Annotated in this window: 14 protein-coding genes; 7 read left to right on the forward strand and 7 right to left on the reverse strand. The window is 62.7% G+C overall.

Features of this window, described 5'->3' with window-relative positions; genetic code table 11:
* Genes FQV27_RS14130 through FQV27_RS14145 form a run of 4 tightly spaced genes read right to left on the reverse strand, consistent with a single transcriptional unit; the run spans position 1 to position 4,996 of the window.
* The gene (locus FQV27_RS14130) at positions 1 to 1,161 is read right to left on the reverse strand and encodes an acyl-CoA dehydrogenase family protein (protein WP_147099701.1); all 1,161 of its coding nucleotides are present in this window, start codon (positions 1,159 to 1,161) and stop codon (positions 1 to 3) included.
* Positions 1,161 to 1,961 carry an enoyl-CoA hydratase family protein gene (locus tag FQV27_RS14135; RefSeq protein WP_147099703.1) on the reverse strand — a complete coding sequence of 267 codons (801 nt, stop codon included), beginning with the start codon at positions 1,959 to 1,961 and terminating at the stop codon, positions 1,161 to 1,163. The genes FQV27_RS14130 and FQV27_RS14135 overlap by 1 nt, the downstream gene beginning before the upstream one ends.
* Complete coding sequence (locus FQV27_RS14140; RefSeq protein WP_147099705.1) at positions 1,962 to 2,705, reverse strand: SDR family NAD(P)-dependent oxidoreductase; 744 nt, start codon at positions 2,703 to 2,705, stop codon at positions 1,962 to 1,964.
* Complete coding sequence (locus tag FQV27_RS14145) at positions 2,702 to 4,996, reverse strand: bifunctional salicylyl-CoA 5-hydroxylase/oxidoreductase (RefSeq protein WP_147099707.1); 2,295 nt, start codon at positions 4,994 to 4,996, stop codon at positions 2,702 to 2,704. Before FQV27_RS14145 ends, FQV27_RS14140 begins: the two co-directional genes overlap by 4 nt.
* 188 nt (positions 4,997 to 5,184) lie before the next feature.
* Here FQV27_RS14145 and FQV27_RS14150 point away from each other — a divergent pair, with 188 nt between their 5' ends.
* The 5 genes from FQV27_RS14150 to FQV27_RS14170 are packed head-to-tail and all read left to right on the forward strand — an operon-like array spanning position 5,185 to position 9,135.
* Positions 5,185 to 6,672: an FAD-binding oxidoreductase gene (locus tag FQV27_RS14150; RefSeq protein WP_147099709.1), complete on the forward strand. Its 1,488-nt coding sequence runs from the start codon at positions 5,185 to 5,187 to the stop codon at positions 6,670 to 6,672.
* Positions 6,669 to 7,076 (forward strand): DUF4383 domain-containing protein, encoded by a 408-nt coding sequence (locus tag FQV27_RS14155; protein WP_147099711.1) that lies wholly within the window; start codon positions 6,669 to 6,671, stop codon positions 7,074 to 7,076. Before FQV27_RS14150 ends, FQV27_RS14155 begins: the two co-directional genes overlap by 4 nt.
* On the forward strand, positions 7,073 to 8,122 hold the full coding sequence (locus tag FQV27_RS14160; RefSeq protein ID WP_147099713.1) for a hypothetical protein: 1,050 nt from the start codon (positions 7,073 to 7,075) through the stop codon (positions 8,120 to 8,122). Before FQV27_RS14155 ends, FQV27_RS14160 begins: the two co-directional genes overlap by 4 nt.
* Positions 8,112 to 8,423: a hypothetical protein gene (locus FQV27_RS14165; protein WP_147099715.1), complete on the forward strand. Its 312-nt coding sequence runs from the start codon at positions 8,112 to 8,114 to the stop codon at positions 8,421 to 8,423. The genes FQV27_RS14160 and FQV27_RS14165 overlap by 11 nt, the downstream gene beginning before the upstream one ends.
* Before the next feature lie 58 nt (positions 8,424 to 8,481).
* Positions 8,482 to 9,135 (forward strand): HAD family hydrolase, encoded by a 654-nt coding sequence (locus tag FQV27_RS14170; RefSeq protein ID WP_147099717.1) that lies wholly within the window; start codon positions 8,482 to 8,484, stop codon positions 9,133 to 9,135.
* Positions 9,136 to 9,182: 47 nt separating this feature from the next.
* Here the strand turns inward: FQV27_RS14170 and FQV27_RS14175 are convergent, their stop codons facing one another.
* The 3 genes from FQV27_RS14175 to FQV27_RS14185 all read right to left on the reverse strand — a co-directional run bounded on the left by FQV27_RS14175 (position 9,183) and on the right by FQV27_RS14185 (position 12,194).
* The gene (locus tag FQV27_RS14175; protein ID WP_147099719.1) at positions 9,183 to 10,505 is read right to left on the reverse strand and encodes a TRAP transporter large permease; all 1,323 of its coding nucleotides are present in this window, start codon (positions 10,503 to 10,505) and stop codon (positions 9,183 to 9,185) included.
* Positions 10,502 to 11,125 carry a TRAP transporter small permease gene (locus tag FQV27_RS14180; protein WP_147099721.1) on the reverse strand — a complete coding sequence of 208 codons (624 nt, stop codon included), beginning with the start codon at positions 11,123 to 11,125 and terminating at the stop codon, positions 10,502 to 10,504. The genes FQV27_RS14175 and FQV27_RS14180 overlap by 4 nt, the downstream gene beginning before the upstream one ends.
* A gap of 76 nt (positions 11,126 to 11,201) precedes the next feature.
* On the reverse strand, positions 11,202 to 12,194 hold the full coding sequence (locus FQV27_RS14185) for a TRAP transporter substrate-binding protein (protein WP_147099723.1): 993 nt from the start codon (positions 12,192 to 12,194) through the stop codon (positions 11,202 to 11,204).
* Between the two features lie 199 nt (positions 12,195 to 12,393).
* On the opposite strand from FQV27_RS14185, the gene FQV27_RS14190 reads away from it, so the two are divergent.
* Positions 12,394 to 13,278: a helix-turn-helix domain-containing protein gene (locus tag FQV27_RS14190; protein ID WP_147099725.1), complete on the forward strand. Its 885-nt coding sequence runs from the start codon at positions 12,394 to 12,396 to the stop codon at positions 13,276 to 13,278.
* A 111-nt stretch (positions 13,279 to 13,389) separates the two neighbouring features.
* Positions 13,390 to 14,796, forward strand: coding sequence for an aldehyde dehydrogenase family protein (locus FQV27_RS14195; RefSeq protein ID WP_147099727.1), 1,407 nt, complete (start codon positions 13,390 to 13,392; stop codon positions 14,794 to 14,796).
* Positions 14,797 to 14,798: the final 2 nt, after the last annotated feature.

Here is a 14,798-nt window from a genome sequence, read left to right on the forward strand (position 1 = left end):
CTAACCCCCCTGATGCGCCGAAAGCGCCTGCCTTGCGATAACCACGCGCTGCACGTCGCTGGCGCCTTCATAGATGCGCAAGGCCCTGATTTCTCGGTAAAGCCTTTCAACCACCTCGCCAGAACGCACCCCATCGCCGCCGAAAAGCTGCACCGCCTTGTCGATCACCTGCTGCGCCTGATCGGTGGCGAACAGCTTGGCCATCGCGGCCTCGCGCGTGACACGGGGCGCGCCGGAATCCTTGGTCCATGCGGCGCGGTAAACCAGCAGGGCGCTGGCATCCACATCCAGCGCCATGTCGGCGATATGACCCTGCACCATCTGCAGATCGAACAGCGGCGCGCCCTGCACCTGACGGCTGATAACTCGGGTCAGCGCCTCATCCAGCGCGCGGCGGGCAAAGCCAAGCGCGGCAGCGGCAACGGTCGAACGGAACACATCCAGCACAGACATGGCAATGCGAAACCCCTGCCCCGGCTGGCCCACCATTGCGCTTGCCGGGATGCGGCAATCGGTGAAGCGCAGCGTGGCAAGGGGATGGGGCGCGATGGTTTCCAACCGCTCTGCGATCTCGAACCCCGGCAGACCGGCGGGCAGGATGAAGGCCGAGAGGCCCTTCGCGCTCGGCGCCTCTCCGGTGCGGGCGAACAGCGTATAGACATCCGCGATGCCGCCGTTGGAAATCCAGGTCTTTTCGCCATTCAGCACATAATCACCGCCGTCGCGCGTGGCCGTCATGGTCGAATTGGCCACGTCCGATCCCGATCGCGGCTCGGTCAGGGCAAAGGCCGAAATCGCCTTGCCTGCGCGGGTCTGGGGCAGCCATTCCGCCTTCTGCTCGTCTGTCCCGAACAGCGAAATGGCGCCCGTCCCCAGCCCCTGCATGGCGAACGCGAAATCGGCCAGCCCGTCATATCGCGCCAGCGTCTCGCGGATCAGGCACAGACTGCGCACATCCAGCGTGCCGCCGGCCGGATCGACTGCGGAATGGGTCAGAAACCCCGCATCGCCAAGCGCCGAAACCAGCGAACGGCAGGCGGCATCGGTGTCGTGATGGTCGATCTGCGCCAGCGCATCGGGCGCCCACGCTTCCAGCGCCGCCGACAGTTCGCGGTGGCGGTCATCGAAAAAGGGCCAGTCGAGGAAGGATTTATCTGCCATCAGTCGCCCTCGAACACGGGTTTTTCCCTGGCGACAAAGGCGTGATAGGCGCGGTGAAAATCCTGGCCCTGCATGCAGATCGCCTGCGCCTGCGCCTCGGCCTCTATCGCCTGATCGAGGCTCATCGACCATTCCTGCGCCAGCATGGTCTTGGTCATCATGTTCGCGAAATTCGGGCCCGCAGCGATGCGCGCCGCCATATCGCCGGCCTCATCCATCAGCTTCGCCTGCGGCACGACGCGGTTGAAGAAGCCCCATGCGAGGCCCTCATCCGCCGTCATGGCGCGCCCCAGATACAGCAGTTCCGCCGCCCGGCCCTGCCCGATGATGCGCGGCAGGATCGCGCAGGCCCCCATGTCGCAACCGGCCAGACCCACGCGGTTGAACAGGAACGCCGTCTTCGCCTCGGGCGTGGCGACGCGCAGGTCGGACGCCATGGCGATGATCGCGCCCGCACCCGCGCAGACGCCGTCCACCGCCGCGATGATGGGCTTGCCGCAGCCGATCATCGCCTTGACCAGATCGCCCGTCATGCGGGTAAAGCGCATCAGGTCCTTCATGTTCATCTTGGTCAGCGGGCCGATGATTTCGTGCACATCCCCGCCAGAGCTGAAATTGCCGCCATTCGGGGCGAAGATCACCGCCTTCACATCGTCCGCGTAATGCAGGTCACGGAACCAGTCGCGCAGCTCGGCATAGCTGTCGAAGCTGAGCGGGTTCTTTCGTTCCGGCCGGTCGAGCGAGACGGTGGCAATCCCGTCCTTTGTCGACAGTTTGAAGTGCTTCACGTTGCTGCGCATTCAGATTTCTCCTCCCGACAGGGTCAGGGTGTGACCATTGACCGAACGCGCGGCATCCGAAAGCAGATACAGCGCGGCGCTCGCCACCTCGTCCGTCTGGATAAAGCGCCGCTGGGGGTTGCCTTTGGTCAGGGATTTGCGGGCGTCATCTTCGGTCATCCCGGTCTTTTCGACAATATTCGCAATCGAACGGTCCAGCAGCGGCGTGTCGATGAAGCCGGGACATATGGCATTGACGGTGATGCCGGTCTGCGCAAGTTCCAATGCCAGCGCACGGGTCAGCCCCACCACGCCGTGTTTCGCTGCACAATAGGCCGAGACATAGGGATAGCCCTTCAGCCCCGCGGTCGAAGCGACGGCGATCATCCGCCCCCAGCCTGCCGCTTTCATATCGGGCAACGCGGCCTGCCAGACATTTGCAACGCCCACCAGATTGACGGCCAGCATCGCGCCCAACTGGTCGGGCGTCATCCTGGCGAAAGGCACGCTTTCGGCATTGCCCGCATTCGCGACGACACCAAGGATCGGGCCCTGCGCCTTTCGTGCGGCATCGAAGGCCGCTGCGACCTGCGCCGCATCGGTCACGTCGCAAATCTGATACGGCAGTTCCTGATCGCGCAGGGGCTTCTCGCTGCGCCCCATGATTGTGACTTTCTCGCCCGCCAGTGTCAGCGCATGCGCGATTTCCGCGCCCACGCCCGAACCGCCACCAGTCACGACGATATGCTTGCCCGATGCTTTCATGCCCGGATCGCCTCTGCTTCACGGTCGGCAAGCCGCCACGCCTGATCGCGGCCCGCCAGATAGGGCAGCGGCCATGCCTGCGCGCGGTCGCCGATCTTCGCGGCCTCGTGCATCAGCCAATAGGGGTCGGCCAGATGCGGACGGCCCACCGCCACCAGATCGGCGCGCCCCGCCATCAGGATCGAATTGGCGTGATCCGCCTCGTAGATATTACCCACCGCCATCGTCGGAATGCCCACCTCGTTTCGGATGCGGTCGGAAAACGGGGTCTGGAACATGCGTCCATAGACTGGCCGCGCCTCGGCCGAGGTCTGGCCCGCAGACACGTCGATCAGGTCCGCCCCTGCAGCGCGAAACTCGCGGGCGATTTCCACCGCGTCTTCGGGGGTCACGCCGTCCTCGCCCAGCCAGTCAGTCGCGGAAATCCTGACCGACATGGGCTTATGCTCGGGCCAGACGGCGCGCATCGCCTCGAACACCTCCAGCGGCCAGCGAAGACGGTTTTCCAGACTGCCGCCATATTGGTCGGTCCGTGTGTTGGACACAGGCGAGATAAAAGACGAAATCAGATAGCCATGCGCCGCGTGCAGTTCGATCATGTCGAAGCCCGCGCGTTCGGCCATTTCCGCCGCTGCCACAAACTGCGCCTTGATCGCATCAAGGTCTTCCTGCGTCGCCTCTCGTGGTGTGGCATTCCCTGCCGACCACGGTATCGCCGATGCCGAAATCAGGTCCCAGTTGCCGGATGCCAGCGGCTTGTCCATGCCTTCCCAGCCGACATTCGTGGAGCCCTTGCGCCCCGAATGGCCGATCTGGCAGCAGATCCTGGCATCCGTTTCGGTATGCACGAAATCGACCAGCCGCTTCCACGCGGCCTCGTGTTCAGGCGCATAAAGACCGGGGCAACCCGGCGTGATGCGGCCTGTCGGCGAAACACAGGTCATTTCGGTATAGATCATCCCCGCCCCGCCCTTGGCACGTTCGGCATAATGGACGAAATGCCAATCGGTTGGCGTGCCGTCCACGGCCTTGTATTGCGCCATGGGCGAGACAACGATGCGGTTCTGCAGCTTCATGTTCCGCAGACGGAAAGGCGCGAACATCGGCGGACGCACCGGCGCATCGGCCCCCGCACCCGCCTGTTCCTGAAACCACTTCTCGGCCGATTTCAGCCATTTTGGATCCCGAAGGCGCAGGTTTTCGTGGCTGATCCGCTGGCTGCGCGTCAGCAGGGAATAGTTGAACTGCACGGGGTCAAGGCCAAGGTAGCGCTCGACCTGCTCGAACCATTCAAGGCTGTTGCGAGCTGCGGATTGCAGGCGCAGCACTTCAAGCCGACGCTCTTCCTGATAGCGTTCGAAGGCCGCTTCCATATCGGTTTCGCTGTGCAGATAGTTCGCCAGCGAGATCGCGCTTTCGAAGGCCAGCCGCGTCCCCGATCCGATGGAAAAATGAGCCGTCGCCGCCGCATCGCCCATCAGCACGACATTTTCATGGTGCCATTTCTCGCAGATCACGCGCGGGAAGTTCATCCAGACAGCCGAGCCACGCAGGTGGGCCGCGTTTGAAATCAGCTTGTGCCCGCCCAGATGGCGTTCGAATATCTTGCGGCAGGTTTCGACGATTTCTTCTTTCGACATACCCTCGAACCCCCAGCTATCCCAGGTGTCCTGCTGGCATTCGACAATGAAGGTCGCGGTGTCGGCATCGAATTGATAGACATGCGCCCAGACCCAGCCATGTTCGGTCTTTTCGAATATGAAGGTAAAGGCGTCGTCGAATTTCTGATGCGTGCCCAGCCAGATGAACTTGCATTCGCGGGTTTCGATATCGGGCTTGAACACATCGGCATATTCGCTGCGGACGCGGGAATTCAGCCCGTCGCAGCCGACGACAAGATCGTATTCGCGACGATAATCCTCGGCCGAGCGGAATTCGGTTTCAAACTGCAGGTCGACGCCCAATTCGCGGGCACGCTGCTGCAGCAGAATCAGCATCTGCTTGCGTCCGATGCCGGCAAAGCCATGCCCGCCCGAAACGGTGCGCACGCCATCATGGATCACCGCGATATCGTCCCAATAGGCGAAATGGTCGCGAATGGCCTGTGCGCTTTCGGGGTCGTTGGTCTGCAGATTTTCCAGCGCCTCGTCCGACAGGACAACGCCCCATCCGAACGTATCATTGGCGCGGTTGCGCTCGATCACCACGACCTCGTGGCCGGGATCGCGGACCTTCATCGAGATCGCGAAGTAAAGACCGGCTGGCCCACCCCCGAGACAGGCGACTCGCATCAGATTTCCCCCTGGATCAGCGCGCTGCCACTTTGGCAGTGTGGGGCAGGCTAGGCCAATCCTGTATTAACTTCAATCTCAAAATATTTAAACACAAATTGTAATCAGTGCCGTTGCCACCGCGCCAAGTCTCGACATCCGGCACGGATGCACCCTAGAAACATGATATATCCAGTGTCGGAGTTTCAATGCGTAACCTCAGCCGCCGTTCTCTGCTGCTCGCTGCGGGTGGCGCTGCCGGATGGGCTGCCTCTGACCTGTTCCATGCCCGGCTGCCAGTTCTGGCAGGCGCTGCCTCGATCGTGCCGCGCACCGATGACGGCATGCTGAACGACGCCAGCGGGCTGTCGCCAACGCCGATTCATCGCCATATCACGCTTGAACAGGACCCCGGCGACGCATTGATCGACGCCCTCCGGACAGAGATGAAATCGGCCGCAGCCGATGGCCGCGCGTTCAATATTGGCGCGGCGCGTCATTCGATGGGCGGACAGGCAATCCCGCGCGACGGCATCGCCGTGACGTTGGACAATGGGTTGGTCGAAACCGATACGAGCGCCGGGACCTATCGTGTCCATGCGGGTGCTCGCTGGTCGCAGGTCATACATGCGCTTGATCCGCAGGGGTTTTCGCCAGCGGTGATGCAGTCGAATCACGATTTCGGCGTCGCGGCGACCTTCAGCGTGAACGCGCATGGCTGGCCGGTGCCGTTCGGACCGATGGGATCGACCGTCCGGTCGCTGCGCATGATCCTGCCTCGGGGGGATCTGGTCACATGTTCCCGTGACGAAAACCCAGAGCTTTTCAACCTCGCCATGGGCGGCTACGGCCTGATCGGCGCCATTGTCGATCTGGAGGTCGAGATGGTCCCGAATACCCGCCTGCGCCCGACATTCGACGTCATGCCTGCCGAAGACTATGCAGCAGCCTTCCGCGCCGCCGTGGACGATCCTGCCGTCAAGATGGCCTATGGCCGGCTGAACGTCGAACGCGCCAGCTTTTTCCGGCACGCGCTGTTGATTACCTATCGCGAAGATGCGGATCAAAGCGACCTGCCCGCGGCCTCTGGCTCTGGCTGGATGGCGCATGTCGCCAGCCGCGTCTATCGCGGGCAGCTTGGCAATGAGGCCCTGAAGTCCTTCCGGTGGTGGAACGAGACCTGGCTTGGTCCAAAGCTGGGCTCTGGCGCTGTGACACGCAACAGCCTGTTTAACGAACCCGTCGTGACGCTGGATGACCGCAACCCGCTTCGCACCGATATCCTGCACGAATATTTCGTCGATTTCGACCGTTTCGGCGATTTCCTGACCGCTTGCCGGGATGTGATCCCCGACAGCTATCAGGAATTTCTGAACGTCACCCTGCGCTATGTCGCCGCCGACCCCGAAAGCGTGCTGGCCTATGCGCCGACGCCGCGGATTGCGGCGGTCATGTCCTTCAGTCAGGAAATGACCGCCCGGGCCGAGGATGACATGATGCGCCTGACCCAGACCCTGATCGACCGCATCACCGATGTCGGCGGGGCCTATTATCTGCCGTACCGGCCTCATGCCCGGCTGGATCAGCTTGAAGCGGCCTATGTGCGGGCACCGGAATTCGCGCGCGCGAAGCGGCTGCTCGACCCCGGTCTGGTGCTGCGCAACAATCTCTGGGACAGTTATTTGGGATTGATATGAGCCTGCTTCAGAAAATCGCGTTCGGGTATTTCGTTGCGCTGCTTGGCGCGGCATCCATCAACTATGTTCCGGGCCTGACCGACGAAAGCGGCCTCGCCTTCGGGATCTTCGCGCTGGATCTTTACGATGACGCGCTGCATGTCGCCTCGGCGCTTTGGGCGCTGGTGGCGGCGCTCCGTTCGCGAGAGGCGGCCAGGACATTTCTGATCCTGTTCGGCGCGGCGTATCTGATCGACGGCATTTTCGGGATGTTCACGGGATATGGCTTCCTCGATCTTGCCATCTTCACCAATCCCTCGCTTGGGCTGGACCTGTCCCTGAAGCGCTGGCTGGCGAACCTGCCCCATATCGGCCTTGGCGGCTTTGCGCTGTTCGCGGGCTTGTTGCTGGACCGCCCGAAATGAGGCGCGCCCTGCGCTGGCTTGGGCGTGGCCTGCTGGTTCTTCTGGTCCTGATCCTGCTGCTTCTGGCGCCCGTCGCCTATACCGAGGTCGCATGCCGTCCGCAGGCAGCGCCCGCAGCCTATGCCAGCCTGCTGCCCGAGGCCGATCATCGCCCGGAATCGCGGACGTTGATGACCTATCCGGAATGGCACATCGTCCACGCCTATGATGACTATGCCCGCGTGATCCGCGACGGCGATCCGCATGATTATGGCTATCTGCGCGGGATCGGCGGGTTCTGGTCCTCGCTTTGCGCGCTGTCGAAGGCGTCAGGCGCGCATGGCGGGGTCGATACGGGCACCAAGCAAATGGTCTATGTGATCGGCACCAGTTTCACGGCAGAGCTTCTTCTGAAGGCAGCTTATGAGGAAACGCTTGGCCGCATCGCCACTTGGATACGCGGCGCGGATCATGCGGATGCCGACGAGATCTCGGCCCGGCAGGCGGCGGATTACGCGGCCTTCCTGCGGCAAACGCCGTGGTATCGCTGGGACTTCCGTCGTGACGCAGTCGAGCTGCAGGGCGCTGGCACCAGCTTCCGGGACCGGGAACGAAAAGCGGCGCTTGGCCTGGAGTTTCGGGCGAAGGCCGCCTATGCGAAGGTCATCGAAAACGCGGTTGCAGGCGTCGGGCCGGATGCCTTGCGCCTGAAGATGATCGCGACCGATCTGCCCGCCGGGTTCATCGCGGCCCATCCCGACATCACCCTAATCGAAACCCGACCCGAGGGCGCCGTGATCGAAACACCGCGCTACGCCGCGCTGACCGGATTGCTGGAGGACATGGCCGATGCAGGCGCGAATTTCGTCGAGATCGCCGGAAATGATGACATCATGTTCACCGCGATTTCCGATCAGCCTACGGCATCCGCTGCGCTGGCGGACATGCCCCGGCAAGGCTATGGCGATTATCGGCACCTGATCGCGGTGAAAGTCACCGATCTGGCAAAGACCCTGCGCAATCTGGACGATCAGGGACTGCGGCTGGAACATATCCATGACTATTAGGCGGCTGATACTGGGGCTTGCCGGCATGTTCGCGGGCTGGATCGCGGTGCTGGTCGCCGTCGGGCTGGCAAGCGATGCCGCCCCCGCCTATGTCGTGCCGCTGCCGCCTGACGCGCTGATTTCGCGGCTTGACCCGGATGTCTCTGTCATGGCCGCGGGGCGGTTCAGCATCACGCTGACCTCGGACACGCCGGGCCTCGCGCGGCGGCTTTACGGGGCAGGGGCGATCCTTGTGCTTCCGGCCGGCTTGCCCGGCTGCCTGCCGCTTCCGGAAGGCCACTCTCCCCTGTCGCGGACTTGACGCCAGCATCGCTGGCGCATCATCTGCCTTCACCCACACGGCGCAGGAGCGTGAAGCGATGCAGAATGGACTGTCCGGGTTTCAGGCCGCGATCTTCGATCTGGACGGCACGCTGATCGACAGCGAACCAGCGTGGGAAATGGCCAAGCGCGCCATTGCCGCCCGGCACGGACGCCCGATCACCGACGCCCAGATCGCCGCCAGCGTCGGCCGCAGCATGGATCAGCTGCTGATCGAGGTGTTCGACCCCGCGACGCCGGCGGCGGCGCGCGCGATCGAGGAAGAGGTCTATGCCGCCGTCGATGAATGGATGCCGCAACTGCGCAAGCCCGTGCCCGGCGCGGCAGAGTTCCTGCGCGACCTGCATCGCTTCGGCCTGCGCATCGCGTTGTGTTCATCTTCGCCCGAAAGGCTTATCCGCGACGCGCTCATGCAGATTGACGTGCTGGAGATTGTGGACCTGATCGTTTCGGCCGACCCGCTGCCTCGGCGAAAGCCCGACCCGATGCCTTATGAGGTCACGGCAGAGAAACTGGGCCTGCCGCACAAGGCGCTGGTCGTGTTCGAGGACGCAATTGCGGGCGTCCGGTCAGCGAAAGGGGCAGGGCTGTTTACCGTGGGTATCGGCCCCGAAACGGCCTTGCCAGAGTTTTCCATCTGCGATCTGCGCGCGCCAGATTATCCGGCGCTGCGCGCGATCCTCGGGATGTGAAAGGGCCGCCCCGAAGGACGGCCCCGTCAAACTGGATAAACCTGTCGCTACATGCCCAGCATTCGCGGAAGCCATAGCGAGATTTCAGGGATATAGGTGACCAGCAGAAGGAAGGTCAGCGCGGTCAGAAGCCACGGCATCGCAGCCTTGCTGACCTCTGTCAGGCCAAGCCGGGAGATCGCCGAGCCAACATAAAGGTTCAGACCCACCGGCGGGGTGCATAGCCCGATTTCCATGTTAACGACCATCATGATCCCGAAATGAACTGGATCGACACCCAGCTTCACGGCGACCGGATACAGGATCGGCGCCATGATAAGAACAATCGCCGACGGCTCCATCACCATGCCGATGAACAGCAGCATGATATTGACCACCATCAGGAAGCCGATCTTGCCGAAACCCAGTTCGACGATCCAGCTGGACAGCGCCTGCGGGATCTGTTCCGAGGTCAGGATGAAAGCGAACATCACCGCATTGGTGATGATATACAGCAGCATCGCCGACATCGCGGCCGATTGCAGCAGCACCCTTGGCACATCGCGCAGCCGGATGTCCTTATAGACCCAGACCGCGATCACGAACGCATAGACGGCGCTGACGGCCGCGGCTTCGGTCGGGGTGAAGAAGCCGCCATAGATGCCGCCCATGATGATGACGATCAGCATCAGGCCCCAGACCGATTGGCGAAACGCCTGCCAGCGCTCGCCCCAGCTTGCCTTGGGCATACGCGGATAGTTGTTGGATCGCGCGCGCCAATAGGTCGTGACGCCCAGCATCGTTGCCAGCATCAGGCCCGGTATGACGCCCGCCATGAACAGCGCCCCGATGGACGCCGACAGCACCGTCTCTCCGTCGGGTCCGGTGACGACCATGCCGGTCGTGGCGACCGAATACATGACCATGACGATGGATGGCGGGATCAGGATGCCCAGGCCCCCCGCCGTCGCGATGGAGCCGACACCGAACTGCGCTGGATAGCCCTGCTTGACCATGGCCGGGATCAGGATCGAACCGACGGCCATCACGGTTGCCGGGGACGACCCCGAAATCGCCGCGAACAGCGCGCAGGCGATCACGGCAGCCATGCCCATCCCGCCATACCAGTGCCCGACCATCGAGGTCGCGAACCGGATCATCCGCCGCGCCACGCCGCCATGCGTCAGGAAGTTGCCGGCAAGGATGAAGAACGGGATCGCCATGATCTCGAACTTCTCGATCCCGGTGAACAGCTTCAGCGCGATACTGTCCATCGGAATGTCGGTGAAGCTGAACAGGAAGGTGAAGACAGTCAGGCCAAGCGCGATGGATACCGGCATCCCGGTAATCAGCAGAACCGTCAGGATTGCAAAGATGATAAGCGCGGTCATGCCTTGCCCTCCGACGCGATCTCTGCCTCATCCTCGACCCCGTCGACGGAACTCAGGTCGTGATGGACGATCTCGCCCGTGGTCAGGAACAGCCAAAGCGCCTGAATGAAGCGGAAGCACATCAGCGCCGATCCCAGCGGGACGGCCAGATAGACAATCCACATCTTGATTTCGAGATCGGGCGACACCTGCCCGTTCTGATAGACGTGCCATACGAAATCCGAACCGAACCAGGCGACAATGGCGGTGAAGATGATGCCGCCCGACATCGCGATCGTGGTCACGATCGTCTTGGCCCTGCCCTCCAGCCGCTCGGACAGGATATCGACGCCGACATGGATGCCGATGCGCACACCATAGGCCGCGCCGAATTTGGCCATCCAGACGAACAGGTAGATGCAAAGCTCCTGCGCCCAGACAAGGTTCAGGCCCCGCAGCGTCGAATAGAACGAGCGCGACGCGTTGCTGATCCACTCGATTCCCCAGCCACGGCTGGCACGCACGACATCGGCAGTTATATCAAGCGCATAGCGCTGCGTCACCGCGACAAAGATCAGCAGTGTCGCGGCGGCCATCAGCACGATGATGAGAATCTCTTCGAAACGGTCCAGAAACCGCATCGTCCCCCCTCCTGCATTTTTATGGTTGATTTTGTTGGAACGGGCCGGGTCGCAGATGCGCCCGGCCCATCCGGTATCAGTTCGCCGTCGCTTCTTCGATCTGAGCGATCAGATCGGCCCCGATGCGGTCGGCCATTTCTTCGCGGACCGGCATCAGCGCCTCTTTCCAGGCGGCTTTCTCCTCGTCCGTCATTTCATGGAATTCGGTCGTGCCGGCATCCATCATGGCTTGCAGCGCCTTGTCGTTCTCGTCCTTGGCGATGCCGTTGGCGTATTCGGTCGCCTCGGTCATGGCCTTTTCAAGATTCGCGCGCACATCTTCCGGCAGGCCGTCCCAGAATTCCTTGTTCACGATGACCGCGTAACCAAGATAACCGTGGTTCGACAGGGTCGCGTTCTTCTGAACCTCGTTCATCTTCTGGGTGTACATGTTCGAGGGCGGGTTTTCCGTCCCGTCCACGACGCCCGTCTGCAGGCCCTGATACACTTCCGAGAAAGCCATGACTTGCGGCACCGCGCCCAGCGCATTCATCTCGGCTTCCAGCACTTTCGACGACTGGATGCGCATCTTCAGCCCCAGGAAGTCATCCGGCACGATCAGCGGAGAGTTCGCCGACATGATCTTGAAGCCGTTATCCCAGTAAGCGAGGCCCTTGATGCCTTTGTCTTCCAGCTTGGCCAGCAGCGCCTTGCCGATCTCGCCATCGGTGATCTTGCGAAGCTGGTCATAGCCGTCGAAGATATAGGGCAGGTCGAACGCTTCGAAATCCTGAATGCCAAGCGGCCCGAACTTTGCCAGCGACGGTGCCAGCATCTGGACAGAACCAAGCTGAAGCGCCTCAAGCTCTTCCTTGTCCTTGTAAAGCTGGCTGTTCGGATAGACTTCGACCTTCACCTTGCCTTCGGTATATTGTTCGGCCAGTTCCTTGAACTTTTCCGCCCCTTTGCCCTTCGGCGTGTCGGGCGCAACGACATGGCTGAACTTGATGGTGATGTCCTGTGCCCATGCGCCAGCGCCAAGGCCAAGCGAAATCACGGCAGCAAGGCCGGCGGTTACGATACGGTTCATATTACCTCCCCGGTATTATCGTTGACTCGTCACGGGAGAAGCCGCCACAAGCGGTCCGCTCCTCCCCCACAGACATCAATAGAGCGAATTTATCACGCTGCCTATGGCCCATTTCGATCCGTGCCCGATCGCAGCGCTTGACCAAAGGCCGTGCCGCGATGCTATGCTTCGAATATAAAGCATCTGCCGGGCCAGTCTTTTGAACCATGTCCCACCCCCGCTGTCAGGCGCGGACCCGCGCCGCTTTCAGGGCGACCTGCAAGCCGTCTGCGGCGCATTTCACGTTCATCCTGCCGCGCACCACACCGGGTCCGTCACCACGGGGCGGCTTGGCGGGCTGGATCTGGTGCGAGTGGCGACAAATGCCCGCGCGATCGAGCGTGGCGCCCGCGATGCGGCCCGCGATCACATGCCGCATTATTTCCTGATCCGCCAGCTTGCGGGATCAGCCCGGATGGAACAGCGCGGGCAGCACGTCGAACTGGCTGCGGGCGATTTCTTTCTGGCGAGCTCGACGCGCCCGGCGCTGTTTCGCTATGGCGAAAGCTCACTGCAGGCATCCCTGCATCTGCCCCGCCCCCCTCTGGCCGAGGCATTTGGCCGCATGGCCGGTGCAGGGCTGCATCTTCCGGGGCAGTCGGTCATGGGCCGTGCTGTCGCCCGCGCTCTGGCCCGGCTGAGCAGTCAACCGGATGAGCTGGCCGATTTGCTTGCCATCGCGGTGAAGAACACCGATGCGCCGGAACTTGCGCTGATCGCGGCTGCGCAGGATCTGATCGCGCGCCGTGCGAGCGACCCCTCACTGACGCCGGCGACGCTTTCCGCGATGCTGGGCGTTTCGCTGCGCCAGCTTCAGCGCGCCTTTTCGGCCGAAGCCGCGACCGCCTCGGGTGCGATTGCAGCGCGACGAATGGCGACCGTTTGCGCTTTGCTGCGTGCACGGCCCGATCTGACCGTCACGGCCTGCGCGGGGCAAGCCGGCTTTCCCGACATCTCGCGCTTTACGCGCGATTTCCGCGCCGCGCATGGCTGCACCCCCGGCCAGTATCGCCGCGGCACGACACAGCCAACTGCTGCCCTCTAGAAACGCCGTCGGCGTTGTCGCGATTCGCCAAGACAGCACGCATCCTCGGCTTTTAGCCTGACGGGCGGGAAAGCGTCCGCTGCCAGGCAGGACGCGCTCTGGGAGGAAGCAATGACCACGACATATCCAAATATCATCGACGGTGCGCGCGACGAAGTCGGCGCGGGCTTCGATGTCATCAACCCGTCCACAGGGGTAGCAGCGGGGCGCGCCATCGGGGCCGACGCTGCGGCGCTGAACAGGGCGGTCAAGGCGGCGCGCGCGGCCTTTCCCGGCTGGGCGGCAACGCCCTGGGCAGACCGTCAGGCGGCGTGCAACAAGATCGCCGGGCTGATCGGCGGCAATGCCGAAGAACTGGCGAAATTGCTGTCGACCGAACAGGGCAAGCCCCTGAACGGCGTCGGCGCACGCTTCGAAATCGGCGGCTGTCAGGCCTGGACCAGCTATACCGCCAGCCTGACGCTGGAGACGGAGATCATTCAGGATAACGAGGAAGGCCGGGTCGAATTGCAGCGCGTCCCGATTGGCGTCATTGGCGCAATTACGCCGTGGAACTGGCCGGTGCTGATTGGCGTCTGGCACATCATCCCGGCCATTCTTGCCGGCAATTGCGTCATCATCAAACCGTCCGAGAACACGCCGCTTTCGACCCTGCGACTGGCCGAGATCATGCAGGATGCGCTGCCACCCGGCGTCGTGCAGGCGCTGGCTTCGGAAGGCGATCTTGGCCCGCTGATGACCGATCATCCGGGTATCGACAAGATCAGCTTCACCGGCTCGATCCCGACAGGGTCGAAGGTCATGGCCGGCGCCGCCAGGGATATCAAGCGCGTGACGCTGGAACTGGGCGGCAACGATCCCGGCATCGTGCTGCCAGACGTGGACCCCGCCGCGATTGCCGAGGGGCTATTCTGGGGCTGCTTCATCAATAACGGCCAGACCTGCGCAGCGCTGAAGCGCCTTTATGTGCACGAGGACATCCATGACGCCGTGACCGAGGCACTGGCAGGCGTCGCGGCAAACATGCCGATGGGCGATGGTCTGGAAGAAGGCAGCATTGTCGGCCCGATCCAGAACCGTGACCAGTACAACATCGTGAAGGATTTCGTGCAGGATGCGCTCGACAAGGGGGCTTCGCTGGTGACAGGCGGTGTGCCGGAAGGCAATGACCTGTTCTTCCCGACGACCATCCTGACCGGGGTCGGGCCGGGCATGAAGCTGCACGATCTGGAACAGTTCGGCCCCGCCATCGGCATCACCAAATGGCGCGACGAGGACGAGGTCGTGCGGCTGGCGAATGACGACAAATGCGGGCTTGGTGCCTCTGTCTGGTCCGGCGATCCCGCCCGCGCGCGCAAGCTGGCCGACCGGATCAGCGCCGGGTCGGTCTGGATCAACAAGCACGGGATGATCCAGCCCAACGCACCCTTCGGCGGCGTCCGCCAATCCGGCATCGGGGTGCAGTTCGGCGTCGACGGCCTGCGCGAATGCACCAATGTCAAAACCATCCTGAGCTGATT

It is taken from the genome of Paracoccus aurantiacus (assembly GCF_007993065.1).
Taxonomy (GTDB): domain Bacteria; phylum Pseudomonadota; class Alphaproteobacteria; order Rhodobacterales; family Rhodobacteraceae; genus Paracoccus; species Paracoccus aurantiacus.

Excerpts from the sequence above, each read along its gene's own strand:
- FQV27_RS14145 (WP_147099707.1), bottom strand. The coding sequence starts at position 4,996 with ATGCGAGTCGCCTGTCTCGGGGGTGGGCCAGCCGGTCTTTACTTCGCG.
- FQV27_RS14175 (WP_147099719.1), bottom strand. The coding sequence starts at position 10,505 with ATGACCGCGCTTATCATCTTTGCAATCCTGACGGTTCTGCTGATTACC.
- FQV27_RS14155 (WP_147099711.1), top strand. The coding sequence starts at position 6,669 with ATGAGCCTGCTTCAGAAAATCGCGTTCGGGTATTTCGTTGCGCTGCTT.
- FQV27_RS14180 (WP_147099721.1), bottom strand. The coding sequence starts at position 11,125 with ATGCGGTTTCTGGACCGTTTCGAAGAGATTCTCATCATCGTGCTGATG.
- FQV27_RS14150 (WP_147099709.1), top strand. The coding sequence starts at position 5,185 with ATGCGTAACCTCAGCCGCCGTTCTCTGCTGCTCGCTGCGGGTGGCGCT.
- FQV27_RS14195 (WP_147099727.1), top strand. The coding sequence starts at position 13,390 with ATGACCACGACATATCCAAATATCATCGACGGTGCGCGCGACGAAGTC.
- FQV27_RS14130 (WP_147099701.1), bottom strand. The coding sequence starts at position 1,161 with ATGGCAGATAAATCCTTCCTCGACTGGCCCTTTTTCGATGACCGCCAC.
- FQV27_RS14160 (WP_147099713.1), top strand. The coding sequence starts at position 7,073 with ATGAGGCGCGCCCTGCGCTGGCTTGGGCGTGGCCTGCTGGTTCTTCTG.
- FQV27_RS14135 (WP_147099703.1), bottom strand. The coding sequence starts at position 1,961 with ATGCGCAGCAACGTGAAGCACTTCAAACTGTCGACAAAGGACGGGATT.
- FQV27_RS14185 (WP_147099723.1), bottom strand. The coding sequence starts at position 12,194 with ATGAACCGTATCGTAACCGCCGGCCTTGCTGCCGTGATTTCGCTTGGC.
- FQV27_RS14140 (WP_147099705.1), bottom strand. The coding sequence starts at position 2,705 with ATGAAAGCATCGGGCAAGCATATCGTCGTGACTGGTGGCGGTTCGGGC.
- FQV27_RS14165 (WP_147099715.1), top strand. The coding sequence starts at position 8,112 with ATGACTATTAGGCGGCTGATACTGGGGCTTGCCGGCATGTTCGCGGGC.
- FQV27_RS14170 (WP_147099717.1), top strand. The coding sequence starts at position 8,482 with ATGCAGAATGGACTGTCCGGGTTTCAGGCCGCGATCTTCGATCTGGAC.